Consider the following 21603-nt stretch of genomic DNA (forward strand, 5'->3'; position numbering starts at 1 on the left):
ACGTGCGCGCCGGAATCCGTCGACTGGGTGAGGGAGCGCCGGGCCGCCCGCCGGTTCGGCCGGGCCGGGTCCCGTAGCTCCGGGACTCCGTGGTCACTCGCGGGGCGCCGCGTGCCACGGCTCGGGCACGGTGTTCCGTACGGCGGCCGTGCCGGACTGCGCCGGGACCGCCGGAGCCGCTCGCACCCTGGCGACCGCGGCTCCCAGGTGTCCCTGCACCGCTTCGGGCAGCGCCGCCCCCTGAACGCTGTTGACCAGTTCTTGAGCGAGGACATGCAGTTTGATGTTGGTGTGCTGGGAAGCGCTGACCAGAACGGACCAGGCGGCCTCCGGGCTCAGGGTGAAGGTGGCCATCAGGATGCCGCGGGCCAGGTCGATGGCCGGGCGGGTCCGCATGGCACGGCGTAGCTGTGCGATCTCCGTGGGCAGGTCCCGGGAAGCGTCCTCGCACCGGGCCGGATCGTCCATCGCGGAGAACGACGGACGTCCGCCGTTCCTGCTGGGGTTCAGGGCCGGGTCGGGGTGCGGCCCGGGGCCGGGCCGAGGTGCGACTCCGGGGCCGGGCCGAGGTGCGACTCCGGGGCCGGGCCGAGGTGCGGCTCGGTGGCCGGGTCGGGTTGCGGCTCCGGCGGGACGAACAGTTCGCGCGACTCCGTCAGCTCCAGCAGCCGCTCGACCGCACGGCTGCCGGAGGCGATGACGACGGACTTGCCCTGCACGACAGCCCGCTGCCGCAGTCGCAGCAGCATGTTGAGGGCGGAGCAGTCGCAGAACGTCACCGAGCCGAGGTGGAGGTCGATGCCCCGCGCCGAACGGTCCACGGCATCACGCAGACCACTCTCGATCTTCCCGCAGGTGCCCAGGTCCAGCTCTCCGTGCACCGACACCGCCGTACGGTCGCCACCCCGCGAGATCCCGGCCCGCGACAGGCTCGGTGTGTACGCGGCCGGCGGGCCGCCGTTCCCGTTGCCCGCAGCGGGTCCGTCGGGGAGGCGCGCCCTGTGCGCAGCTTCCGGCATGGCCTTCCTCTCCCGTCGTCATCGGCTCGTCCGCCGTCCATCTCAGGCTCGCCCATCGACAGACACACGTCAACTAATACACGAAAATCGTTGCGTGTATCGAGACGCGTGAATGTTCGGTCGGTAGAGTTGCAGCATGGATGGACTGACCGAGTCGAACAACGGGGTGCCCGAACCGCACAGCGGCTGGACATTTGTGACCAATCACGCCCGGGTGCTGGCCGCCATCGCCGACAATCACCACGCCCGTATCCGTGACATCGCGGCGCACTGCCGGTTGACCGAGCGCGCCGTTCAGAAGATCATCTCGGATCTGGAGCGCGACGGTTACCTCTCGCACACCCGCGAGGGCCGCAGCAACACCTATCGGATCGACCCCAGCAAGGTGCTGCGCCACCCGGCCGAAGCGGGCCTGACCGTGGCGTCCCTGCTGTCCCTGCTCGTCCAGGACGAGCAGGACCGCAGCACACTTCCGGAGGGCCGCCGGCACCCCAGTACGGCCTGAGGGGCAGCAGCTCCGAAGCGGTCGCGGCGAGGCCCGCGCAGAGCGCTAGGCCCCCGCCGCCGACCGGCGGAGGAACTCGATCCCCTGGTCCAGGGCCGCTTCCAGGTGCTCCAGGCTCCCGGTCGCGAGGTGGATCAGCACGCCCCCCTGGATGCCGGCCAGGAGGGCCCGTGCGCTGCGGCCGGCGTCCAGGGCGGCGTCGATCTCGCCCTGGTTCTGCATAGCGCGGATACCGGCGGCCAGTTCGCCCTCCCACCGGGCGTACAGTTCCCGCACCACGGCACGGGCCCCCTCCGTCGTCGGGCCGAGCTGCCCCATCACCACGTTGAGCGGACAGTTGGGGCCCTGCTCGCGGTAGCGCTCGACCACCTTGTCGCGCCAACTCCGCCAGGCGCTCCAGGAGTTCAGCGAGGCCAGTTCCGGCTGCTGGTCGCTGATCACGCCGGACGCCTCGTGGCGGGCCACGGCCAGCAACAGCTCGTCCTTCCCGCCGGGGAAGTAGTGGAACAACTGGCTCTTGCTGGTCGCGGTGCGCCGCATGACGTCGTCCAGCGTCAGGGAGAAGATGCCCAGCCGGCGCATCTCGGAGGCCGCGCCCTCGACGATGCGCTGCCGGGTGGCGGCGCCCTTGCGGGTCAGCGGCATGACGGTTCTCCCTGTGGTCGGAGGCCCGGGGGGCCGGGGCCGGCTGGGGACGCGGCAGTCAGGGTACGAGCAGGAGCTTGCCCGTGGTCCGGCGGGATTCCAGGTCGGCGTGTGCCCGCGCGGCGTCCGACAGGGCGTAACGCCCTCCGATGCGCGGGGTCAGCCGTCCGTCCCGGATCAGGTCGAAGACCTCTCCCGTGCGCTGGACCAGGGCCGCACGTGTGGGCACGTGGTGATGCACCACGGGGTACGTCAGAAAAATGCTGTGGGGGAGGTCGGTCGGAGCGATGGACGGGACGCCCATGAACGGCCCGTAGTAGGCATGAACTCCGTGCGGGCGCAGCGCCTGTTGCGAGGATCGGAACGTCGCGCTGCCACCTCCGTCGTACACCACATCCGCACCCCTGCCGTCCGTCAACTCTCCGACCCGGTCTTCGAAGCCCCCTCCGCGGGAGACCAGGACATGGTCGGCGCCGGCTTCCCGCGCCGCCGCCACCTTCTCCTCCCGGGACACCAGCCCGATCACCCGGCCGCCGCGCGCTTTGATCATCTGGGTCAGCAGCAGTCCGACGCCGCCCGCCGCGGCGTGCACGACGGCGGTGTCCCCCGGCCCTACGCGGTAGGTGGCGGTGGTGAGGTGATGGGCCGTCAGGCCCTGCAACATGACCGCGGCCGCGGTCTCGTCGGCCACGTCGTCGGGCAGCTTGACCAGCGATTCCTGGGGGATGGCGAGCAGTTCGGCATAGCTGCCGGGGTGGTAGAACCAGGCGACGCGGTCACCCGGCGCGAAGCCCTCGACACCCTCCCCGAGGGCGGTCACCCGGCCCGCGCCCTCGGCCCCGAGAACCGCCGGAGCGGCCCAGCCGGGGCCGCCGGACGTCCGGGCCCCGACGTCCATGAAGTTCACTCCCGCGACGGCGAGCCGCACGAGCACCTCGCCCTTCCCGGGGGCCGGGTCCGGTAAGGCGGTCCAGTTCATGACCTCGGGGCCACCGTGCCGGTCCATACGGATCGCGTGCATGCGCAGGTCCTTTCCCGGGCGGGCTCGCAGCACCGCCTACCGTCAGTTGCGGCGCAGCGTAGGACGGCAAAAATGGACCCACAAGTCCAGTTTTCACGGCATCGGCAGTACACGGCAGACATGCCCGGGTGTTAGCCTGGCGAGGAACTGATCTCGGATCGAGGAGACGCAACTGTGGCGGGTGACGACGACATCTCCGGGTGATACCCGGACCTGACGGCCGCCGGCCGGTGCGCGGAGCACCGCCGTGGTGGCTGCCTTGTCGTACCCTCCTGCCCGCTCTCCGGGCACCGGTGTCTGCCGGGCCCGTCGTGTTTTCCGAGGTATCCCCATGTCCGACGCTTTCGTCGTCTGCTCCAGCCTGTCCTTTTCCTGGCCCGACGACACCCCCGTCTTCGAGGACCTGTCCTTCACCGTGGGCACCGGCCGTACGGGTCTGGTGGCGCCCAACGGCTCCGGCAAGAGCACCCTGCTCAAGCTGATCGCCGGTGATCTGCGCCCCGCCGCCGGGACCGTCACCGTCTCCGGCACCCTCGGCCACCTCCCGCAGAGCCTCCCGTTCGCCGCCGGCCTCACCGTGGCCGAGGTGCTGGGCGTCGCCGAGGTGATCCGCGCCCTGGACGCCGTGGAGTCCGGCGACGTGGACGAGAAACACTTCGCGACCATCGGCGACGACTGGGACATCGAGGAGCGCACCCGCGCCCAGCTCGACCGGCTCGGCCTCACCGAACTGACCCTGGACCGCGGTCTGAGCACCCTCAGCGGCGGTCAGATCGTCTCGCTCGGCCTGGCCGCGCAGTTGCTCAAGCGGCCCGACGTGCTGCTGCTCGACGAGCCGACGAACAACCTGGACCTCGACGCGCGGCACAAGCTCTACGACGTACTGGAGGACTGGAACGGCTGCCTGCTCCTGGTGAGCCACGACCGGGCCCTGCTCGACCGCATGGACCGCATCGCCGAGGTGGAGCCGGGCGCCCTGCGGCTGTACGGCGGCAACTTCACCGCGTACGAGGAAGCCGTACAGGCCGAACAGGAGGTCGCCGAGAAGAACGTCCGCAACGCCGAGCAGGAACTCAAGCGGGAGAAGCGGGAGTTGCAGCAGGCCCGCGAGCGCGCCGACCGCCGGGCGAGCAACGCCTCGCGCAACCTCAAGAACGCGGGGCTGCCCCGCATCTTCGCCGGGAACATGAAGCGCGGGGCCCAGGAGTCGGCGGGCCGGGCGGGCCAGATGCACGCCTCCCGGGTCAGCGAGGCCAAGGCGCGGCTGGACGAGGCGGGCCGCGCGGTGCGCGACGAGCAGCGCATCACGCTGGACCTGCCCGACACCAACGTGCCCGCCGGGCGCAACCTGTTCCTCGGCGAGGGCCTGCGCGTCAGCCACGGCGAGCGGCCGCTGTTCGCCGGCGGCGGGGTCGACCTGACGATCCGGGGGCCCGAGCGCATCGCGCTGACCGGCCCCAACGGCGCCGGCAAGACCACGCTGCTGCGCCTGTTGCAGGGCGGTCTCGAACCCGACGCGGGGCAGATCAAGCGGGCCGACAGCCGGATCGCGTACCTCTCGCAGCGCCTCGACGTGCTCGATCTGTCCCGGACCGTGGCCGAGAACTTCGCCACGTTCGCACCGCAGCGTACGGCGGCGGAACGGATGAACCTGCTCGCGCGCTTCCTCTTCCGGGGCTCCCGGGCGCATCTCCCGGTCCAGGTGCTGTCCGGCGGCGAGCGGCTGCGCGCCACCCTGGCCTGTGTGCTGTGCGCCGAACCGGCGCCGCAACTGCTGCTCCTGGACGAGCCGACGAACAACCTCGACCTGGTCAGCGCCGGGCAGTTGGAGAGCGCGCTGGCCTCCTACCAGGGCGCGTTCGTCGTGGTCAGCCATGACGAACGGTTCCTCGCCCGGGTCGGGATCGACCGGTGGCTGCGGCTGGCCGACGGCGAACTGCGGGAGACGGCGGCCCCCGAGGTGTGAGGGAGCGGAACACGGCCCGGCCCGCGTCCGAGGGTCCACCCGGCGGGCCGCCCACCGCTCACTCCAGGAGGATCACCATGCCCCGACCCGCCCTGCTCGCCCATGATCTCGTCCGTACGCTGGGCACCCGCCGGGTCCTGGACGGCGTCTCGCTCACCGTCTCCCCCGGCCGGCGCGTCGGCATCGTCGGCGAGAACGGGGTCGGCAAATCGACCCTGCTGCGCCTGCTCGCGGGCGTGGACGAACCCGACGCCGGCCAGGTCACCCGCCCGGACGACCTGGGCTTCCTGCACCAGGAGATGCCGTTCGACGGTGCCACGACGATCGCGCGGGTGCTGGCCGACGCCCTGCGGGAGGCCCGCGCCGCCCTGGCCGAACTCGACCGGCTGACCCGGCTGCTCGCCGGCACCCCGGACGACCACCCCGGCCACGCGGAACTGCTGGACGCGTACGGGAAGCAGCTCGAACACGCCCAGGAGAGCGAAGCGTGGGATGCCGACCGGCGGGCTGCGATCGTCCTGGACGGGCTCGGCCTCGGCGGGTTCGGACACGACCGGACGCTCGGTTCGCTGTCCGGCGGGCAGCGCGGCCGGCTGGCGCTGGCCGCGCTCCTCGTACGCCGGCCCGCCGCCCTCCTGCTGGACGAGCCGACCAACCACCTCGACGACGAAGCGGCCGCTTTCGTGGAGGAGCAGCTCCGCGCACAGCCCGGCGTCGTCGTGGCGGCCAGCCACGACCGGGCGTTCCTCGACGCGGTCTGCACCGACCTGATCGATCTCGACCCGGCGGTGCACGGTCCGGTTCGCTTCGGCGGCAACTACAGCGCCTACCGTGCCGAGAAACAGGCGGAACGCGAGCGCTGGGAACAGCGGTACGCGGCGGAGCAGGAGGAGTTGGAGGCGCTGCGCCGCTCGGCCGGGGTGACCGCGCGCCGCGTCGCCCCGGACCGCGGGCCCCGGGACAACGAGAAGATGGGGTACGGCCACCGGGCCGGCCGGGTGCAGCAACAGGTCTCCCGGCGGGTACGCAACGCCGCCCGCCGGCTGGACGAACTGGAACGGACCCAGGTCGGCAGACCGCCGGAGCCGCTGCGCCTGCACGCCGGGGCGCTGACGGGCGCGCCGGTGGACGGTGCTCCGGCGGACGGTACTGCGGTGGACAGCGGCCCGGTGCAGGGCGCTACGGACAGCCCGCTCGTCTCGCTGTGTGACGCGCGGGTGCCCGGTCGGCTGGACGTCGCGCGCCTGGACATCCCCGCCGGGGACCGGCTCCTGGTCACGGGAGACAACGGGGCCGGGAAGTCGACCCTGCTGTCCTTGCTGGCCGGGCGGCTCGACGCCGAGCGCGAGGGCGCGGTGCGCAGACGGCCCGGCCTGACCGTGGGCCTGCTGGCGCAGGACACCGTGTTCGAGCGCCCGGACCGCACGGCACGCGACACGTACACCCATGTCCTGGGTGCCGAGCGGGCGGAGGCGGTCCCGCTCGGCTCGTTGGGACTGCTCGGCGTCACGGATCTCGACAAGCCGGTGGGACAGTTGTCGGTCGGCCAGCGCCGCAGGCTCGCGCTGGCCCTCCTGGTGGCGCACCCGCCGCACCTGCTGCTGCTCGACGAGCCGACGAACCACCTGTCCCCGCGCCTGTGCGACGAACTGGAGGACGCCCTCGGCGCCGGGCCGGGCGCGATCGTCGTGGCCAGCCATGACCGGTGGCTGCGCAGGCGCTGGACCGGCCGCCGGCTGCGGCTGCGCGCGGGCCGCTTGGTGCCCTCGGACGACACGTACGACATGCGCGGTACGGGAGGCAGGCCCCGGCCCGGCACCTCCGACCGGTGACGCGACGCGCCTTGCCGCGCCCGCTCGTCACCCGTCAGGATGGTGATCGTGAACACCGACCATGTCTTCGTCTGCGGGCACCCCGCCCTCGACTTCGCCGCGACGCTCCGCGCCCGGCGCACCGTCCGCTTCGAGGTGTTCGCGACGCCGGAGCGGCTGGAGGCGTGGTACGTGGAGTCCGGGCTGGTGGATTTCGTGACGCCCGCCCGGCCGTCCGACGTGGAGCGCGCGAAGTCCGTACGGGAGGCGGTCTACGAGCTGATCACCGGGCGTCGCCTCGGGGAGCCGTTCGGCGCCCGGGCCTTGGACGTACTCAACAAGGCCGCAAGGAAGCCCTCGGCGGCGCCGCAGCTTACGAGCGCCGGCCGCCGCACCGACGCGACCCCGGAGGAGGCGCTGTCCGCCGTGGCCCGCCAAGCGGTGGAGTTGCTGAGCGGGCCGGACGTGCCGCTGCTCAAGGAGTGCGGGAATCCCGAGTGCACACGGGTCTACATCGACCGTTCGCGGGGCGCGCGGCGGCAGTGGTGCGGCATGGAATCCTGCGGCAACAAGATCAAGGCCGCCGCTTATCGCGCGCGCAAGAGGGGCACGCCCGCCACGGCCGCAGGCTGACCGCACTTAACGCCCGCTGTCCTACGGGTCCTGCCGTGCCCCGACGGGCAGCCCAGCAGATCACAGCACGCACAGCTCGCCGCATGGTCACGGGAACACCGCCGTCCGGCCTGTACGACATCGGCCGTCTGCCGTTGAGCCACACCTTCGAAGGCGTGGCCGGGCTCGACCATCACGCCATCGGCTTGGAGTTGCTGCGGGCCGCTCCGGGCCGGCGGACGCGCTGAACGCGCCGCGTTCGCTGCCCGCCGAGTTCCCCGTCCGGTGGAGCTGAGCACCGCCTTCGCCGCACGGCGCATCGGCCTTTCCAGGCAGTCGAGTTGTTGGGTGCACACCCCGGCGTCGCCCCACCCCACCCGACACCGCCCTATCCGTCACCCCCCTCCAGCGTCACCCCCTTGACCGGTGACGCGACGCCTGTCAGAGTCGTTCCACACTCGCCCCGCACGGAGGCCCACGATGAGCACCGGCAACACGACGGACACCCAGACAGCCGCCCGGCAGGCCAAGTTCGGCAAGCTGCCCGAGCGCATCCCGTTCGAGGACATGGTCACGGAGCAGCCCTCGCCGGAGGGCCGCACGCCGAACGCGTACACCCCCGAAGGCTCGTGGAATCACTTCTCGTGCCTGGCCCTGGATCTCGGCCTGTAGGCACCCAGCCTCCGTTGACAAAGCGGAACGCTGTTCCATATCGTAACCGGAACGGCGTTCCGCTTCGGCTTGTGCCGTAGCCGGACGCCCTTGACCGCCGTTTCCCGTGCCCGCCCAACGCGGCCACCGGCAGCGGCCTTTGAAGGGATGTGCGTCTCATGCATGCATCGACTTCCCCGGCCGGCCCCCTCGGCTCGCCCTCCCCCGTCCTCTCGGTCGGTCCGGTGGTGCTGCCCGTGCCCGGCCGGGCCGTGGACCTCCAGCTACGGATCTCCGCGCCGGTCACCGGGAGCGACCTGCCGGTCGTCCTCCTCTCCCACGGCCAGGGTTACTCCCACCACCTCTCCTCGCTGAACGGCTACGCGCCCCTCGCCAACTACTGGGCGGCGCACGGCTTCGCCGTGATCCAGCCCACCCACCTCAGTTCCCGGGCCCTCGACCTGGACCCCGCCACCCCCGGCGCGCCCCTGCACTGGCGCTCACGGGCCGAGGACATGCGGCACATCCTCGACCGGCTCGACGTGATCGAAGCCGCGGTCCCGCAGCTTCCGGGGCGCCTGGACCGTGAGCGGATCGCCGTGGCCGGGCACTCGATGGGCGGGCACACCGCGAGCCTGCTGCTCGGTGCCCGGCTCACCGATCCTGACGACGGAACGGTGGTGGACCTGGCCGAGCCCCGGATCAAGGCGGGTGTCCTGCTCGCCGCGCCCGGCAGGGGCGGTGACGCCCTCACCGCGTCCGTGGCCGAGGCGTTCCCGTTCTTCGCGACCACGGACTTCTCCCGGATGGCGACGCCCACGCTCGTGGTCGCCGGGGACCAGGACGACTCCGCCCACCTGACCGTCCAGGGCCCCTCCTGGCACGCCGATCCGTACGTCCTCTCCCCCGGCCCCAAGTCCCTGCTCACCCTGTTCGGCGCGGAGCACGGGCTCGGCGGGATCTCCGGGTACGACGTCGCCGAGACCACCGACGAGAGCCCCGAGCGGGTGGCCGCGGTGCAGCGGCTCACCTGGGCCTATCTCCGGTCGCGTCTCTACCCCGGGGACCCGGCCTGGGAGGCGGCGTGCGAGGCGCTGGCGTCCGGCCCGGGCGCGCTCGGACGGGTCGAGGCCAAGCAGGGGGACGCGGCACCGGCTTTCAGCGCGGTGACGACGGCCGCGGGGTCCTCGGCGTAGAAGCGGAAGGCGCGGGCCTCGGCGGTCTTGCCCAAGGGGCGTACGAAGCGCACCGGTTCGGTGAGTTCCGCGAGGACCGTCGTCCGGCCGGCCACGGCCTGTCGGCAACACCGTTCTTGTCCACGACGGCCAGTTTGCCGTCCGGGAACTTCTGTTCCCGGCGGACGGAGGCCACCCGGTCGGCGGGTACACGGATGTCCAGCAGGGCGCCGTAGCGCAGGCGCGGCGAGCTGTCAGCGCCGACCACGTGCGGGCACACCAAGCACGAGGCGTGCAGGGCGATGCCCGCCCGGCGCGGCGGCTGCGGCGGTGATCGAGGACGATCAGAACCGCCGCCGCAACCGCGAGCGTGAGCATGGCCGGCACCGTGGCCGGCCGGACGGCCGGGGCGATGCGCACTCCGCCGGCCACGCACAGGACGAGTATCAGCTCGCCGGCACGAGTGCGGCGCAGGACCAGCGCACGGCCTTCCTCAGCGTCTTCACCCGGCACGCTCCGTGAGCAGTTCGATGGCGCGGTGGACGGCGGCGGCCTGGGCGGGGGTGAAGTCGGAGAAGAAGGCGTCGGAGAACCCGTCGCCCGCCTCCTCGGCGCCGTCGGCCGGCAGACGCATCGCGCGCAGCGCCTCGTCCGGGATGCTGTCGACGATGGCGCGGGCGGTCAGCTCCACCCGGGGGTCGTCCTCGGTGGCCTCGGCCAGCTCGTCCATCCGGGCATAGACGTCGTACGCCCGCCGCATCGCCGCCGGGTCGGCCCGGAAGGCGTGCACCAGACCGTCGAACCAGCCGCGGTCGCCGCCCGGCGAACCGGTCTCCAGCAGGGCCAGGAGCTGCCGTTCCTTGGCCGCCATGGCCGGCTCCGGTCCGGGTACCTGCGCGGAGGCGCGGGCCATGTCGTCGAAGACGGCCGCGAGTTCGGGCGAGACGGGGGCCTCCTCCGGCAGCCGGCCGGTCCGCTCGGCCTGTTCGAAGAGCCGGGCCAGGCGGGCGCGGCGCTGCCGGATGGCCTCCTCCTGGCGTGCCAGGTCGGCGTCCAGCTCGGTGAGGATCTCGACGAGGTCCTTGCCCGCGTCGTCCGCCAGCACGTCCTTGACTTCGTCCAGGCTCAGGCCGAGCTCGACCAGCCGCCGGATCCGGGCAAGCTCGATGGCGTCCCGCAGCGCGTACTCACGGTAGCCGTTGGGCTGCCGCGGCGGCTCGGGCAGCAGGCCGGTGCGGTGGTAGTGCCGTACGGCACGAGTGGTGACGCCGACGATGCCGGCGAGCTCTCCGATGCGCATGGCTTCAGTAGAAACGTTGTCGCTGCGACAAGGTCAAGCGACACGGTACGGGGCGCCCAGACGGTATGCCGCCCGGTCCCGCCAGCGCCGCCCGTCCCAGACGATGAGGTGGACCTCCCGTACGGAACAGGTCAGCGGCAGCGAAGGGGCCAGCTCGGCCTGCAACGCGTCGTACGCGGCCTCCTGGGTCGCGGGGCCCTCGTGGTTCGCGACCGTCAGGTGCGGGGCGAGTCCGGCGCCGAATATCCCGCGGTAGGGCACGGCTTCCGGCCAGCGCCGGGTGAGGTCCTTGGTCAGCGCGGTCACGGGGGCGTGGGGCCACGGGTCGAGGTAGAGCACGCCGGGGTAGCGGCCGAACGATTCGAGGGTCAGGGTGAAGGCGTCGTGCCCGGCGAAGAGGCGGGTGAGGTCGTGCTGCGCCGCGGCGTCGATGCGGCTCTCGTGCAGGAACGGGTACAGCACGGTCACGTGGGCGGGGAAGCCCGCGCGGACCAGCGGGTCGGCTTCCGGGACCTTGATCGTGAAGGCGGTGTCGCCCGGCACGTCCGGCCAGCCGGTCGCGGCGGGCTCGCTCCCCGTCAGGTCTGCCGCTGCCTGCGCCTGTACCGGTGACTCAGCCCGCGCCTCTGCCGCTGCCTGCGCCCGTGCTTCCGCCTCTGCGTTCATCACGCGTCATGATCCCATCAGCGCGACGGCTCCCCTCCCCCGGGCGGCTACGGGCGATGGCCGGAATGGTGCGCCGAATTCAGCACCGTGCCGTGGAAGCCTTGGGAGACCGACGAGCGAGAGAGGCCCTGGCATGACCAAGACCCGCCTGCCCGTAGAGCCGCTGTCCGTCGAACCGTCGCCCGTGAAGCCGCTGCCCGTGGAGCCGCTGCCCGCGAAGCCGAGTGACGCGCGGCTTCCCGATCTCACCGGCCTGCCGCTCGGCGAGCTGTCCGCCCGTACCGGGCACCCGGTGCTGAGCACGCTGCTGCCCGGCGTGCGCGCACGCATGGACAGCTCGGACGTCGTCGCGTTCTACGACGACGCGCCCCCTGAATGAGGGAGGCGGACCGGAGCGTTCCATTCCGGCGGCGCATACCGTTCCGGCAGTTCGTGCTCAAGGTGCACAGCAGGTGCAATCTCGCCTGTACCTACTGCTACGTGTACGAGGGGCCCGACCAGAGCTGGCGCGAGCGCCCTGCCCGGGTGGCCGAGGAGACCGTGCGCCGCACCGCGGAACGGATCGCCCAGCACGTCACCACGCACAGGCTGCGTTCGATACGGGTCGATCTGCACGGCGGGGAGCCCCTTCTCCTCGGCCCCACCGCTCTGATCGACCACGCGCGGACCGTCCGGGACGCCGTGCCCGGAGACTGCGCCGTCGCCGTCTCGGTGCAGACCAACGGCACGCTGCTCACCGAGGACGCCGTGCGGCGGTTCAGCGCGGCCGGCATCAGCGTCGGTCTGAGCCTCGACGGCGGCAGCGCCCGGCTCAACCACCGGCGTGTCGACCATGCGGGCCGCTCCTCCTGGCCCGCGGTACGGCGCGCGGCCGGTCTGCTGGCCGGTGTGCCTGCCGCGTACGGGGCATCCTGTGCACCGTCGACGTGGAGACCGGCCCCGCCGAGGTCTACCGGTCGCTGATCGCGCTGGAGCCCACCGCCCTCGACTTCCTGCTCCCGTACGGGAACTGGAGCGCGCCGCCACCCGGCATCGGCCCGTTCGCCGGGCCCGTCGGCCGGGCAGCGCGTCCCGTCCCGTACGGCGCGTGGCTCGCCCGGGTCTTCGACCTGTGGTGGGACACGCCGCCGGGCCGACGGGCCGTACCGGTCCGCCTGTTCGGTGAGATCGTGGCGCTGCTGCTCGGGGCGGCGAGCCGGTCCGAGGCGGTGGGGCTGTCCCCGCTGGCCGTGGTGGTGATCGACACCGACGGCTCCCTCCAGCGGCTCGACTCCCTCAAGACCGCCTACGCGGGCGCGCCCGACCTGGGGATGGACGTCTTCCGGCACGACTTCGAGGACGCCCTGGACCACCCGCACACCGTGGCCGCGCAGTCCCGGGGGCTGGACTCGCTCTGCGGAAGTTGCCGCCGCTGTCCGGTCGTCGGCGTCTGCGGGGGCGGCCGGTACACCGACCGTTACCTGCACGGCTCGGGTTTCGGTCACCCTTCGGTGTACTGCGCGGATCTGGAACATCTGATCCGCCATATCGGCGAGCGGCTTCAGGAGGAGGTACGAGGGGTGCCGGGCGAGCCGGCGCGTCCGTGAACCACCGTCATGCGTACGGCAGTTTGCCGATCTGGGCGAGCACGTGGTCCACGTGGGGGCGTACCCGCGATCTGAGGTCGTCGCTCCAGCTCTCCTCGGAGTACCGGCGGGTGAGGTACAGCTCCCTGACGTGGCGCAGGACCGGGCGGTGCCGGGGCGGGAGGTGGTCGAGGGCCCAGTCGGCGGCGGCGTCCTTCGCCCTGATCTCGCCGGTGGCGAGGGTGGTCCAGATGCGCGCGAGGGTGAGGACGACGTTGCGGGTGTCGCTGTCCACCTCGTCCAGCAGGCCGGGGATGCCGTGCACGCTCGCCCGTGCCACGTCCGCCCACGGGACGGGGTCGAGAACCTGCGCCGGGGGCGGGCCCGTGAGGGAATGGTCACCGGCCAGCGCCATGGTGACGAGCAGCGCCAGGTCCGGCATCGGTTCCGGCTCGGGGACCAGGCCGGCGGCGTATGCGTCGCGCAGCCACTCGCCGTAGAGGAAGTCGCAGATCGGCGGGTACCGCCACGGGTGTACCTGGTCCTGGACGACGACGGTGAGTTCGACCGGGCGGGCCCCGCCCGTGAAGCCGGAGATGCCGAGCAGTCCGTCGAGGAGGGCACGCCGTTGCGCTGCGGTCGCGCGCTGCCGGGAGACGACGAGGATGTCCAGGTCGCTGGCCGGGCGGAGGCCGCCGAGCACGGCGGAGCCGTGCAGGTAGCTGCCGACGGCCGCGGGGCCGAGGACGTCGCCGATCAGTGCCGCGATCTCCCGTTTCTGGTTCATGGGCCCAGTGTTGACGCCGGGGGCCGCCACGGTGGCACGCCGACGTCGAGTGGCTGAAAGCCGCCTGCCCAATTCCCCCTTCCTCGGGCACATTCATCATCACCAAGGCTGCTGTCCGTAGGTCGCCTCGGAGGCTTCATGCACCAGTCCACCGACCTTCACCACACCGCCAACACCTTCGATAGATGTGCGCAGTTGTGCCGCTCGGCCCGGGAGGCGGCCGACCGGGCCCTGCGCATGCGGGCCGAGGCGGCGGAAGCCAGGCTCCGGGCCGTACGGATGCGCCGGACCGTGGAACGGATGAAGGCCGGGCGCCGTTCCGACGATGACCCCGGATGCCGGCGGTTTCCGGCCACGGAAACCCGCCGCGACACCACCTCCCGAGCGGCGCAGCTCGCGCTGCTGACCGCTTTCGTGCACGCCCGCCTGGACGAGGAGGGCAGCACCGCGGACCTGTTCCACGAAACCGACTGCCCGGACACCGGGGCGTCGGGGTGCCGCTGTCCCGTCCCGGAGCGGGTACGCCACGACGTCACCGTCCGGCAGGGCCTCGCCCGGGACTGCGAGGAGGCGCTCCACGACCCCGATCACGACGCGTACGACTGGCCGCACAGCGAACTGGCCGCCCTGCTGCGGTTGAAGGTGCTCGCGCTGCCTTACGAACTGCACCGGCAGTGGCGGGAGGAGTGGAGACCGTGATGACAGCGCGGGCGCGTCCCAGGTGCCGTACGCGGCTCACTCGGGTGAACCGGCCGGCTCGCCATGGCCCTCCCACGGCCGGGCGAGCGTGAGCAGGGCTGCCGCGGACAGCAGTACGCAGCCCAGGACGACGACCGCCGTCGACATGGCGGTGGTGTCCCCCAGCACGCCGGGCAGGGGCGCGGCCGCGGCTCCGAGGACGAACTGGGCGCCGCCGAGCATCCCGGAAGCGGCTCCGGGCGCGTCGCTGCCGACCGCGAGGACGATGGTGGTCGAGGCGGGCAGCAGCAGCCCGAACCCGGACGTCAGGCCGAACAGGCAGGCCCACGTGGTGAGGAACGTGCTGATGCCGACGGCGAGCAGGGTCACCAGCGTGACCAGGGCGACCACGGTGACGGCCACGCCGACGGTGAGCAGGAGGTTGAGACGTACCCGTCCGGCCAGCCGTCCGAAGACCGTCCCGGCCAGCACCGTGCCGACGGCGTTGGTGGCGAAGACGAGGCTGTACTGGGTGGGCGACAGGCCGTAGCCGTTCTCGAAGACGAAGGGCGAGCCGGTGATGTAGGCGAACAGGGCGGCCAGCCCGCACCCCATGACCAGGAGGTGGCCGGCCATCTCCCGGCGCCGGAGCAGTCCGCCCATCGCGCGGAGTACGGCCGGCAGGCCGCCGGTCCGGCGCCGTTCGGCGGGCAGCGATTCGGGCACCCACGCCCAGATCGCGGTCAGCAACAGCAGCCCGGTCACGGCCAGCGCCACGAACACCAGCCGCCACGGGCCGACACCGAGGACGAGGCCGCCGGCCACCGGGGCCAGCACCGGCGCGGTGGACCCGATGACGCTCAGCGTGGTGAGCCGGCGGGCCGCGGACGCGCCGGTGAACAGGTCGCTGACCACCGCCCGTCCGATGACGATGCCCGCGCCGCCCGCGACCCCCTGCAACAGCCGGGCCGCGTCGAACACGGCGATGGACGGGGCCGCCGCGCACACCAGGGAGAACACGCTGAACAGGCCGGAACCGGCCAGGAGCAGGCGCCGCCGCCCCGTCGCGTCGCTGACCGGGCCGAGGACGATCTGTCCGACGGCGAGCCCGACGAGGCACGCCGTCAGGGAGAGCTGGACGGCCGTCTTCGAGGTCCCGAAGGACGTGACGATCTCCGGGAAGCCGGGCGCGTACATGTCGATGGCGAACGGTGAGACCGCCGACAGCCCGCCGAGGACCATGATCAGTAGCCCTGTTCCGGACCGTGGGGTTGCGGCATTCCGTGGGGGTACGGAATCGGTACGGACGGTCATCGGTCTCCTTCCGAGGTGTCTGCGGTGCGACCATCGTCGGCACCGCGGACGCGCCGCGGTGTGGAGCGCCGGACCCGGGAATGTGGAGCGCGGGGCTGCCTGGGCGGGCGGCGTCGGAGGTACATGCGTACGCCTGGCAGCGCGGCCACCTCGGCGGGCGTCGTCGGGAGAGCGAGCGCCCCGCCCGGCCCGTGCAGACAGCCTCAGGCGTGCGCCCGCCTGAACCGGGCGGGCGACGTGCCCCGGTCGCGCCGGAAGGCGTAGCCGAAGTTGCCGGCCGAGGCATAACCGACCTCGTGCGCGATCCGGGAGACCGGCCAGTCCGTCTCGACCAGCAGCGCAGCGGCCCGGTCCAGGCAGTGCCGCCGGTGGTACTCCATCACCGACGTCCCGTACAGCGCGCGGAATCCGGTGGTGAGGCGCCGTACCGACATCGACGACATCCGGGCCAGCTCGGCGAGTGCCGGTGGTGCGTGGCGCTCCCGCCACAGCAGTTCGGGCACCCGGCGCAGCGCGGCCGTCTCGTGCTCGGCCAGGGCCGGCGCGGCGCGGTCCCGGGCGTCGGCGGGCGACGCGTCGGACGAGAGCCCGTCGATCAGCGCCGCGAGCGCCGCCACCAGCCGCGACTCCATGAACAGCAGGCGCCCCGGTGAGGAGCGCCGGTGCAGGAAGATCTCCTCCAGCGGCCCCGCGGCCGGGCGCAGCGCGGCGGACCGGCCCAGATACCGCTCGCGGGCGACGCTCTCCGGTCCGGTGGGCGGCAGGGCGCCCGCGCCGAGGCCGCCGAGGTAGGACTCCAGGCCGGACCAGGTACCGGTGACCGACACCGCGCGGTACCGCTCGCCGTCGCCGTGCGCCACGACGCCGTCGATGGCGCCGCGGGGGCTGAGCGCCACCGAGCGGGCGCGCAGGTCACCGGCGCCGGCCCCGGCCTCGCTGATGTGCATGCGCCCGTCGACACAGTGCTCCAGCTCGAAGTGGTCGCCCGGGAACCGGAACCTCACCTGGTGTCCGCCGGCGAACGCGACGTCGTAGCGGACCATGTCGAACCCGCTGCGCAGCGACGTCACCTCGATGGTGCCGTCGCCGACCTCCGGACGCAGCCGGTGCCGCACCGTGCCGTCACCGCTCTCCTCGGCCTGCGCGATCGACGCGTAGTACGCCGCGGACGTCGCCTCCGACACAGCCGAACCGGCCGCGCCGGTGAGCTGATGCACCCTGGTCACAACTCCGCAGGTTAACTCCCGTCCGGCTGCCCGGTCACCCGCGCCCGACGGCCGCGGCGGTGTGTCAGGCCCGTACGGAATCGACGCCGCGCCGCCGCTGTGCCGCGGTGAGGGCGCGGACGACGAAGACACCGGCCACCGCCGCCGCGACGACGGCCGCGTCGGCGGCCAGGAGCGGGTAGACCTTCTGGTAGGCACGCTCGATGACGTCGTCCGTGGGGACGGTGTACATCAGGCCCGTCCCGCTCAGCATTCCGGCGAGCCACAGCCCCCACCACCAGTTCACGGCGTGCGGCAGCCGTTCTCCCGGAGCGCTCGTGCGGTGGATGTCGGCCACGACGCCGCGGGGCACCCACAGGTTCGCGACGGGCACGATCCAGCCCGCGTAGAGCCACGGCCTGGCGTAGCGGGGCGACTGTCCGGAGAGGGCGCGGGCGTTGTCCTGGACGCGCGAGAGCCAGATCAGGAAGGTGATCGCGCAGAGCACCGTGGCCGCGCTGCCCACAGTGGTGACGATGTGGTAGCCGTCCTCCAGCGCGGTCAGCGGGCGGTGCTTCCCTTCGCCTTGCTCCGGCGGTCCGGAAGCCGGCATCCCGGCGGTGGCAAGCCGGATCTGCCACACGGAGCGGGCCGCCCAGGCGGCGCCGGCGAGGACGAGGGCGGCCACGGCGCAGCGGGCCGCTCCGCGGACGGGCCGCAAGGGGGCCGGGGCTATTCGATCTTCCATCCGGGCATTGTTCCGCACGGAAGGGTGTACACACCAAACGCCGCCAACCCGCTTGCCTGCGAGGCCAGTTGAGATCCAACGCACCGGAACGACAATCGGAGACCACCGGCCGCCCGGCACACATCCGACAGCACCCCCGCACCACAGGAGCCCCCGCATTGTCAGGCAAGTCTCCACTTGCCTATGGTGGCGTCATGGCAGAGGATGTTTTCAAGGCGCTGGCCGACCCCACCCGTCGGCGCATCCTCGACGAGCTGGCGGAGCGGAACGGCCAGACGCTGTTCGAGATATGCGCCCGGCTGGTGACCAAGCACGGCCTGGGGCTGTCCCGGCAGGCGATCAGCCAGCACCTGGCCGTCCTCGAATCCGCCGGCCTGGTCCGCACCCGGCGCCAGGGCCGCTACAAGTTCCACGACCTGGACACCGCACCCCTTGAGCACGTCATGACCCGATGGCTCAGCACCGACACGCCGGAGAGCACCCCATGAGGATCTACGTGACCAGCGTCTTTGTCGACGACCAGGCCAAGGCGCTGAGCTTCTACACCGACAAGCTGGGCTTCGTGAAGAAGCACGACGTCCCGCTGGGCGGGGAGGCCCGGTGGCTGACCGTGGTCTCCCCCGAGGACCCGGACGGCACCGAACTGCTGCTGGAGCCCTCCGGTCACCCGGCGGTGCAGCCGTACAAGACGGCGCTGGTCCAGGACGGCATCCCGGCCACCTCCTTCGCCGTGGACGACGTGCGGGCGGAGTTCGAGCGGCTGCGCGGGCTCGGCGTGACCTTCACCCAGGAGCCCCTGGAGATGGGCACGGTCACCACCGCGGTCCTGGACGACACCTGCGGCAACTTGATCCAGATCGTGCACACCGCGTAGAACGCGCCCGGCCGTCGCCGGGACGGGCTTACGCCCCCTGCTCGCCCTCCCGGCAGGGTGGCGGCTCCCGGGGCGCCTGGCAGACTCGTCCCAGGAGGCGCCCGGGCGGGACCGGGTCCGTCCGGTCACCGGGGCAGGGGGAGGACCCATGGAGCCCATGGAACCCACGGCCGGGAACGATCCGCACATCCACGTCCAGGCGCAGGCGGGCCGCGACGACGCCGCTGCCCGCAACCTGATAGCAGCCACGTTCGGCCTGGTCGGCGACCTGCCGAGCGTCGTCGCCACGGGATGCGGACTGCGGGTGCCGTACGCGATGACCTCGTCGCGTCCGGACCGTGTCACCTGCCTCGCCTGCCGTGAGCACGCACGGCAGGCGCACCTGCGCTTCGCGGTGGAGGCGGAACGCTTGAGCCGCATGCTGGGATCGGTCATCACCCCCGCCCAGGGGAAGCTGGCCGCCGACCGGCACCGCGACCTCGCGCGGCGGTTCTCCGACAACGAGAGCTGAGCGTCGGCAGTCGAGGGCCGCGGGTCAGGCCGGCGCCCCCGGCTTGCGTCCGCAGGCCACGAGTGCCTCCCTCGGCATCGTCACCGCCCACCCGCCTCCGTCCGCGGCCAGGGACGTCTCGACCTCACGGTGCCCGCCGTCGGCGTCCTCGTAGCGGAAGATGTCGCAGACCAGCTCGAAAGTACGGCGATGGGTGTCCCCGGGGCCGAGTTCGGCGTAGAGCTTCGTCAGGCCGTACATGTCGGCCATGTACCGGCCCAGTTCCTCCTGCGCCGCCTCCTTCGTGGCGCCGGTGACGGTGAAGGAGTCGTCCATGAGCCGGGTACCGACCTCCTCGAAGCCGGCCGACCGCAGGTAGCCGGCGGCCTCGTCGCGCGTGAAGTGCGGGTGGTCGTGGCCGGTGGCCGCGTACACGTCGACGACCTTCCTGAACCACACGTCCACCGGGGAATCGGTGAGGAAGTCGTGGAGCACGAACACCCCGCCCGGTTGCAGGACCCGGAACGCCTCCTGGGCCACCGTGCCCCGCTGAGCCACCGGTACGTGGTGGCTGCCGTAGGCGAGCAGCACGCCCCCGACCGACGCGTCGCGGAACAGCAGCGACTCGGCGCGCTGCCGCACCGCCGGAATGCCGCGGGCCCACGCCTGGTCCACCATGAAGGGCGAGGCGTCGCAGGTGGCCACCACGGTGTCCGTCCGGCCGGTCAGCACCGCGACCCGGCTGACCAGCCCGTCCCCGCCCAGCAGGTCGAGGACGAGCCGGGACGGGGCGCGGCGGTCGGCGGCGACGAGGTCGAGGAGCCGGCCGATGCCCCGGGCCCGGGTCAGGACCGAGCGCTGCGCGACGACGTAGCTCTCGCCCCGGCCGCCGCTGCCGGCGGCGCCGAAGTCGTCCTGCTCAGCCGGGAGTTCGGTGTCCCGGTGGCGCTGGGCCGCGACGCGTGCCGGATCGAGGCAGGCGGCGATCTCGGGATACTCCGCGGCCAGCGCCCGGACCTGCGCGCTCATGTCCGTGCCGATCACTGCTGCCTCCGGAGTGCTGGTCGGTCTGCCGGGCATCGGACTGCCGGACGCCTGTCTGCCGGGCATCGGGGCCGCGGCTGCCGGGGCGACGGCGCGGCGGTCCGCCGTCACGGCCCGCCCTCCGGCTTCAGCGGCGCGCACACCTGGGAGCCCGGGGGCCGGACGGCGCGGGACGGGCGCAGGTCGGCGACCGCGAAGCAGCGCCGCAGCCACCGGTCCTGCCCGTCGTAGCGGGGCCGGAAGGCGGTGCGGCCATGCACGGCGGTGCGGTTGTCCACGACGATCAGGTCGCCGGCTTCGAGGACCGCGCCGTCGAGGACGGCGAGCATGGCTTCGCGCAGTTCGCCGAACGCGCGCGCCGCGGCCTCGTCCAGAGGTTCCATGGCGTGGAAGTCGGCGACGATCTCCGGGTCGCCGTCCGGCCCGGACAGCACGGGCAGCGGCGGCGAGACCACGCCGGTACCGGTACCGCTCCCCTTCGCCCCGGCGCCGGGCCCGCCGAAGGAACTGCTGAAGTGGATACGGAACAGCGGGCGGCGCAGGACGCGGACGCACTCGGCGGACAGGCGGGGCAGCGCCCGGGTGACCGCACCGTAGGTGGTGCGGGCCCGGCGCTCGTGGTCGGCGCGCAGGCACAGCAGCGTCACGAAGTCCGGTTTGTACGGGTGGAAGCCGTCCTCGGTGTGCAGTTCGAGCAGCACGCTGCCGCTGTTCTCCTGGCACTCCTCGGCGCCGCTGACCGGGACGATGTCCTGGACCAGCCGGCCGGCCTTCTCGTCGGCGTAGGCGATGACGTCGCCGAGCCAGGAGACCACGGCGAGCTGGCCGACGGTCGCGGTGCCGAGCCGCGACCAGACGGGTGCGGCGCCGTCGGCGGGGGTCGGGGGCAGGTCGGCGTCGAGCGGTACGTTGCGTACGAGCAGGACGCCGTGCGGGTTGCCCTGCCTGCGGAAGCGGCTGAGCGCGCGGGCCAGGCGCGGCGGGAGCCAGCGCGCCGCCACCTCGATCTCCGCGAGCAGCCCGGGGTCGTCGAGCTGCTCGGGCCCGGCCGGCTTCCCGTGCGGCAGCATGCCGGTGATCTCGTCGGCGACCTTGCGGAACTGCTCGGCTTCCTGCGGCGTCAGCTCCACCGTCTCGGCCCCGACGCCGCCGGCGGGGGGTTCCTGGTACGTCAGCACAGCGGTGTCTCTCTCCTCGCGATCCGCGGCGGTCAACGGGCGGACGGCGCCCCGGCTTCGTCCATGACGCGGACGAGGCTCTTCGGGCGCATGTCGGTCCAGTGCTCCTCGACGTAGGCGAGGCAGGCGTCCCGCGTGTCCTCGCCGTGCGCGACCGTCCAGCCGGCCGGGACGTCGGCGAACGACGGCCACAGCGAGTGCTGGCCCTCGTCGTTGACCAGCACCAGGTAGGTGCTGTCGGGGTTCTCGAAAGGATTGGTCATGGCGCGGTCCTTTTCCTTCGGGGCTTCGGGTTCTTCGGGCTTCGGGAGTTCGGGCTTCGGGCTTCGGGAGGGAAGCGGGAGTTCGG

26 protein-coding genes and 1 pseudogene are annotated in these 21603 nt (G+C 72.7%); 14 read left to right on the forward strand and 13 right to left on the reverse strand.

All coding sequences use genetic code 11. The features are described 5' to 3' along the window. Positions 1–93: 93 nt before the first annotated feature. Both EJG53_RS03540 and EJG53_RS03545 read right to left on the reverse strand, forming a co-directional pair. Positions 94–468, reverse strand: coding sequence for an ANTAR domain-containing protein (locus tag EJG53_RS03540; protein ID WP_125043546.1), 375 nt, complete (start codon positions 466–468; stop codon positions 94–96). Between the two features lie 38 nt (positions 469–506). Beyond that, positions 507–1019, reverse strand: coding sequence for an STAS domain-containing protein (locus EJG53_RS03545; protein ID WP_125043547.1), 513 nt, complete (start codon positions 1017–1019; stop codon positions 507–509). A 136-nt stretch (positions 1020–1155) separates the two neighbouring features. Here EJG53_RS03545 and EJG53_RS03550 point away from each other — a divergent pair, with 136 nt between their 5' ends. Next, complete coding sequence (locus EJG53_RS03550; RefSeq protein WP_125043548.1) at positions 1156–1524, forward strand: helix-turn-helix transcriptional regulator; 369 nt, start codon at positions 1156–1158, stop codon at positions 1522–1524. A 45-nt stretch (positions 1525–1569) separates the two neighbouring features. On the opposite strand, the gene EJG53_RS03555 is transcribed toward EJG53_RS03550, so the two are convergent. Next, positions 1570–2169: a TetR/AcrR family transcriptional regulator gene (locus EJG53_RS03555; protein WP_125043549.1), complete on the reverse strand. Its 600-nt coding sequence runs from the start codon at positions 2167–2169 to the stop codon at positions 1570–1572. 58 nt (positions 2170–2227) lie between these two features. Continuing rightward, complete coding sequence (locus EJG53_RS03560) at positions 2228–3190, reverse strand: quinone oxidoreductase family protein (protein ID WP_125043550.1); 963 nt, start codon at positions 3188–3190, stop codon at positions 2228–2230. Positions 3191–3521: 331 nt separating this feature from the next. Here EJG53_RS03560 and abc-f point away from each other — a divergent pair, with 331 nt between their 5' ends. The 7 genes from abc-f (at position 3522) to EJG53_RS40555 (ending at position 9927) form a co-directional block, all read left to right on the forward strand. After that, positions 3522–5156 carry a ribosomal protection-like ABC-F family protein gene (gene abc-f, locus EJG53_RS03565; RefSeq protein WP_125043551.1) on the forward strand — a complete coding sequence of 545 codons (1635 nt, stop codon included), beginning with the start codon at positions 3522–3524 and terminating at the stop codon, positions 5154–5156. Positions 5157–5233: 77 nt separating this feature from the next. Next, positions 5234–6988, forward strand: coding sequence for an ABC-F family ATP-binding cassette domain-containing protein (locus EJG53_RS03570; protein ID WP_125043552.1), 1755 nt, complete (start codon positions 5234–5236; stop codon positions 6986–6988). Positions 6989–7036: 48 nt separating this feature from the next. Next, positions 7037–7600, forward strand: coding sequence for a CGNR zinc finger domain-containing protein (locus EJG53_RS03575; RefSeq protein WP_125043553.1), 564 nt, complete (start codon positions 7037–7039; stop codon positions 7598–7600). A gap of 83 nt (positions 7601–7683) precedes the next feature. Then, entirely contained in the window at positions 7684–7827 is a 144-nt protein-coding gene (locus tag EJG53_RS40550) for a hypothetical protein (protein WP_154806354.1), read from the forward strand. Positions 7828–8059: 232 nt separating this feature from the next. Further along, on the forward strand, positions 8060–8251 hold the full coding sequence (locus tag EJG53_RS03580) for a hypothetical protein (protein WP_125043554.1): 192 nt from the start codon (positions 8060–8062) through the stop codon (positions 8249–8251). 158 nt (positions 8252–8409) lie between these two features. Further along, positions 8410–9426, forward strand: a complete 1017-nt coding sequence (locus EJG53_RS03585) for an alpha/beta hydrolase family protein (protein WP_125043555.1) — start codon at positions 8410–8412, stop codon at positions 9424–9426. 309 nt (positions 9427–9735) lie between these two features. Further along, complete coding sequence (locus EJG53_RS40555) at positions 9736–9927, forward strand: hypothetical protein (protein ID WP_154806355.1); 192 nt, start codon at positions 9736–9738, stop codon at positions 9925–9927. Here EJG53_RS40555 and EJG53_RS03595 read toward each other — a convergent pair. Beyond that, entirely contained in the window at positions 9908–10705 is a 798-nt protein-coding gene (locus EJG53_RS03595; RefSeq protein WP_125043556.1) for a MerR family transcriptional regulator, read from the reverse strand. The two genes, EJG53_RS40555 and EJG53_RS03595, sit on opposite strands and share 20 nt — an antisense overlap. 33 nt (positions 10706–10738) lie before the next feature. Next, positions 10739–11371 (reverse strand): 2'-5' RNA ligase family protein, encoded by a 633-nt coding sequence (locus tag EJG53_RS03600; protein ID WP_125043557.1) that lies wholly within the window; start codon positions 11369–11371, stop codon positions 10739–10741. Between the two features lie 133 nt (positions 11372–11504). On the opposite strand from EJG53_RS03600, the gene EJG53_RS03605 reads away from it, so the two are divergent. Together EJG53_RS03605 and EJG53_RS03610 are read left to right on the forward strand one after the other, a co-directional pair. Next, complete coding sequence (locus EJG53_RS03605; protein ID WP_125043558.1) at positions 11505–11750, forward strand: YxD-tail cyclophane-containing RiPP peptide; 246 nt, start codon at positions 11505–11507, stop codon at positions 11748–11750. Next, positions 11747–12957 (forward strand): annotated as a pseudogene (locus EJG53_RS03610) (FxsB family cyclophane-forming radical SAM/SPASM peptide maturase). The gene EJG53_RS03605 and the pseudogene EJG53_RS03610 overlap by 4 nt, the downstream one beginning before the upstream one ends. Before the next feature lie 7 nt (positions 12958–12964). On the opposite strand, the gene EJG53_RS03615 reads toward EJG53_RS03610, so the two are convergent. Next, positions 12965–13723 (reverse strand): aminoglycoside adenylyltransferase family protein, encoded by a 759-nt coding sequence (locus EJG53_RS03615; protein ID WP_125043559.1) that lies wholly within the window; start codon positions 13721–13723, stop codon positions 12965–12967. Positions 13724–13861: 138 nt separating this feature from the next. On the opposite strand from EJG53_RS03615, the gene EJG53_RS03620 reads away from it, so the two are divergent. Continuing rightward, positions 13862–14422 carry a DUF6221 family protein gene (locus EJG53_RS03620; RefSeq protein WP_125043560.1) on the forward strand — a complete coding sequence of 187 codons (561 nt, stop codon included), beginning with the start codon at positions 13862–13864 and terminating at the stop codon, positions 14420–14422. Positions 14423–14458: 36 nt separating this feature from the next. Here the strand turns inward: EJG53_RS03620 and EJG53_RS03625 are convergent, their stop codons facing one another. The 3 genes from EJG53_RS03625 to EJG53_RS03635 form a co-directional block, all read right to left on the reverse strand. Then, positions 14459–15715, reverse strand: coding sequence for a multidrug effflux MFS transporter (locus EJG53_RS03625; protein WP_125043561.1), 1257 nt, complete (start codon positions 15713–15715; stop codon positions 14459–14461). A 203-nt stretch (positions 15716–15918) separates the two neighbouring features. Next, positions 15919–16941 carry a helix-turn-helix domain-containing protein gene (locus EJG53_RS03630; RefSeq protein WP_125043562.1) on the reverse strand — a complete coding sequence of 341 codons (1023 nt, stop codon included), beginning with the start codon at positions 16939–16941 and terminating at the stop codon, positions 15919–15921. 64 nt (positions 16942–17005) lie between these two features. After that, positions 17006–17668, reverse strand: a complete 663-nt coding sequence (locus tag EJG53_RS03635) for a DUF4328 domain-containing protein (RefSeq protein ID WP_125043563.1) — start codon at positions 17666–17668, stop codon at positions 17006–17008. A 194-nt stretch (positions 17669–17862) separates the two neighbouring features. On the opposite strand from EJG53_RS03635, the gene EJG53_RS03640 reads away from it, so the two are divergent. The 3 genes from EJG53_RS03640 to EJG53_RS03650 all read left to right on the forward strand — a co-directional run bounded on the left by EJG53_RS03640 (position 17863) and on the right by EJG53_RS03650 (position 19053). Continuing rightward, the gene (locus tag EJG53_RS03640) at positions 17863–18156 is read left to right on the forward strand and encodes an ArsR/SmtB family transcription factor (protein WP_125043564.1); all 294 of its coding nucleotides are present in this window, start codon (positions 17863–17865) and stop codon (positions 18154–18156) included. Next, positions 18153–18542, forward strand: a complete 390-nt coding sequence (locus EJG53_RS03645; protein ID WP_125043565.1) for a VOC family protein — start codon at positions 18153–18155, stop codon at positions 18540–18542. The genes EJG53_RS03640 and EJG53_RS03645 overlap by 4 nt, the downstream gene beginning before the upstream one ends. A gap of 148 nt (positions 18543–18690) precedes the next feature. Further along, positions 18691–19053, forward strand: a complete 363-nt coding sequence (locus EJG53_RS03650) for a hypothetical protein (protein ID WP_244954958.1) — start codon at positions 18691–18693, stop codon at positions 19051–19053. 24 nt (positions 19054–19077) lie between these two features. Here EJG53_RS03650 and EJG53_RS03655 read toward each other — a convergent pair whose 3' ends face one another. The 3 genes from EJG53_RS03655 to EJG53_RS03665 form a co-directional block, all read right to left on the reverse strand. After that, positions 19078–20112 (reverse strand): class I SAM-dependent methyltransferase, encoded by a 1035-nt coding sequence (locus EJG53_RS03655; RefSeq protein WP_244954959.1) that lies wholly within the window; start codon positions 20110–20112, stop codon positions 19078–19080. 71 nt (positions 20113–20183) lie between these two features. Continuing rightward, positions 20184–21254, reverse strand: a complete 1071-nt coding sequence (locus tag EJG53_RS03660; RefSeq protein WP_125043566.1) for a TauD/TfdA family dioxygenase — start codon at positions 21252–21254, stop codon at positions 20184–20186. Between the two features lie 32 nt (positions 21255–21286). After that, on the reverse strand, positions 21287–21517 hold the full coding sequence (locus tag EJG53_RS03665) for an MbtH family protein (protein WP_125043567.1): 231 nt from the start codon (positions 21515–21517) through the stop codon (positions 21287–21289). Between the last annotated feature and the right edge of the window lie 86 nt (positions 21518–21603).

It is taken from the genome of Streptomyces chrestomyceticus JCM 4735, from assembly GCF_003865135.1.
GTDB lineage: Bacteria > Actinomycetota > Actinomycetes > Streptomycetales > Streptomycetaceae > Streptomyces > Streptomyces chrestomyceticus.

Coding starts and splice junctions, on each gene's coding strand:
- EJG53_RS03540 (WP_125043546.1), bottom strand. CDS start 468: ATGGACGATCCGGCCCGGTGCGAGGACGCTTCCCGGGACCTGCCCACG.
- EJG53_RS03555 (WP_125043549.1), bottom strand. CDS start 2,169: ATGCCGCTGACCCGCAAGGGCGCCGCCACCCGGCAGCGCATCGTCGAG.
- EJG53_RS03600 (WP_125043557.1), bottom strand. CDS start 11,371: ATGAACGCAGAGGCGGAAGCACGGGCGCAGGCAGCGGCAGAGGCGCGG.
- EJG53_RS03595 (WP_125043556.1), bottom strand. CDS start 10,705: ATGCGCATCGGAGAGCTCGCCGGCATCGTCGGCGTCACCACTCGTGCC.
- EJG53_RS03620 (WP_125043560.1), top strand. CDS start 13,862: ATGCACCAGTCCACCGACCTTCACCACACCGCCAACACCTTCGATAGA.
- EJG53_RS03560 (WP_125043550.1), bottom strand. CDS start 3,190: ATGCACGCGATCCGTATGGACCGGCACGGTGGCCCCGAGGTCATGAAC.
- EJG53_RS03545 (WP_125043547.1), bottom strand. CDS start 1,019: ATGCCGGAAGCTGCGCACAGGGCGCGCCTCCCCGACGGACCCGCTGCG.
- EJG53_RS03625 (WP_125043561.1), bottom strand. CDS start 15,715: ATGACCGTCCGTACCGATTCCGTACCCCCACGGAATGCCGCAACCCCA.
- EJG53_RS03640 (WP_125043564.1), top strand. CDS start 17,863: ATGGCAGAGGATGTTTTCAAGGCGCTGGCCGACCCCACCCGTCGGCGC.
- EJG53_RS03570 (WP_125043552.1), top strand. CDS start 5,234: ATGCCCCGACCCGCCCTGCTCGCCCATGATCTCGTCCGTACGCTGGGC.
- EJG53_RS03650 (WP_244954958.1), top strand. CDS start 18,691: ATGGAGCCCATGGAACCCACGGCCGGGAACGATCCGCACATCCACGTC.
- EJG53_RS03585 (WP_125043555.1), top strand. CDS start 8,410: ATGCATGCATCGACTTCCCCGGCCGGCCCCCTCGGCTCGCCCTCCCCC.
- EJG53_RS03665 (WP_125043567.1), bottom strand. CDS start 21,517: ATGACCAATCCTTTCGAGAACCCCGACAGCACCTACCTGGTGCTGGTC.
- EJG53_RS03580 (WP_125043554.1), top strand. CDS start 8,060: ATGAGCACCGGCAACACGACGGACACCCAGACAGCCGCCCGGCAGGCC.
- EJG53_RS40550 (WP_154806354.1), top strand. CDS start 7,684: ATGGTCACGGGAACACCGCCGTCCGGCCTGTACGACATCGGCCGTCTG.
- EJG53_RS03655 (WP_244954959.1), bottom strand. CDS start 20,112: ATGCCCGGCAGACCGACCAGCACTCCGGAGGCAGCAGTGATCGGCACG.
- EJG53_RS03550 (WP_125043548.1), top strand. CDS start 1,156: ATGGATGGACTGACCGAGTCGAACAACGGGGTGCCCGAACCGCACAGC.
- EJG53_RS03615 (WP_125043559.1), bottom strand. CDS start 13,723: ATGAACCAGAAACGGGAGATCGCGGCACTGATCGGCGACGTCCTCGGC.
- EJG53_RS03605 (WP_125043558.1), top strand. CDS start 11,505: ATGACCAAGACCCGCCTGCCCGTAGAGCCGCTGTCCGTCGAACCGTCG.
- EJG53_RS03645 (WP_125043565.1), top strand. CDS start 18,153: ATGAGGATCTACGTGACCAGCGTCTTTGTCGACGACCAGGCCAAGGCG.
- EJG53_RS03635 (WP_125043563.1), bottom strand. CDS start 17,668: ATGGAAGATCGAATAGCCCCGGCCCCCTTGCGGCCCGTCCGCGGAGCG.
- abc-f (WP_125043551.1), top strand. CDS start 3,522: ATGTCCGACGCTTTCGTCGTCTGCTCCAGCCTGTCCTTTTCCTGGCCC.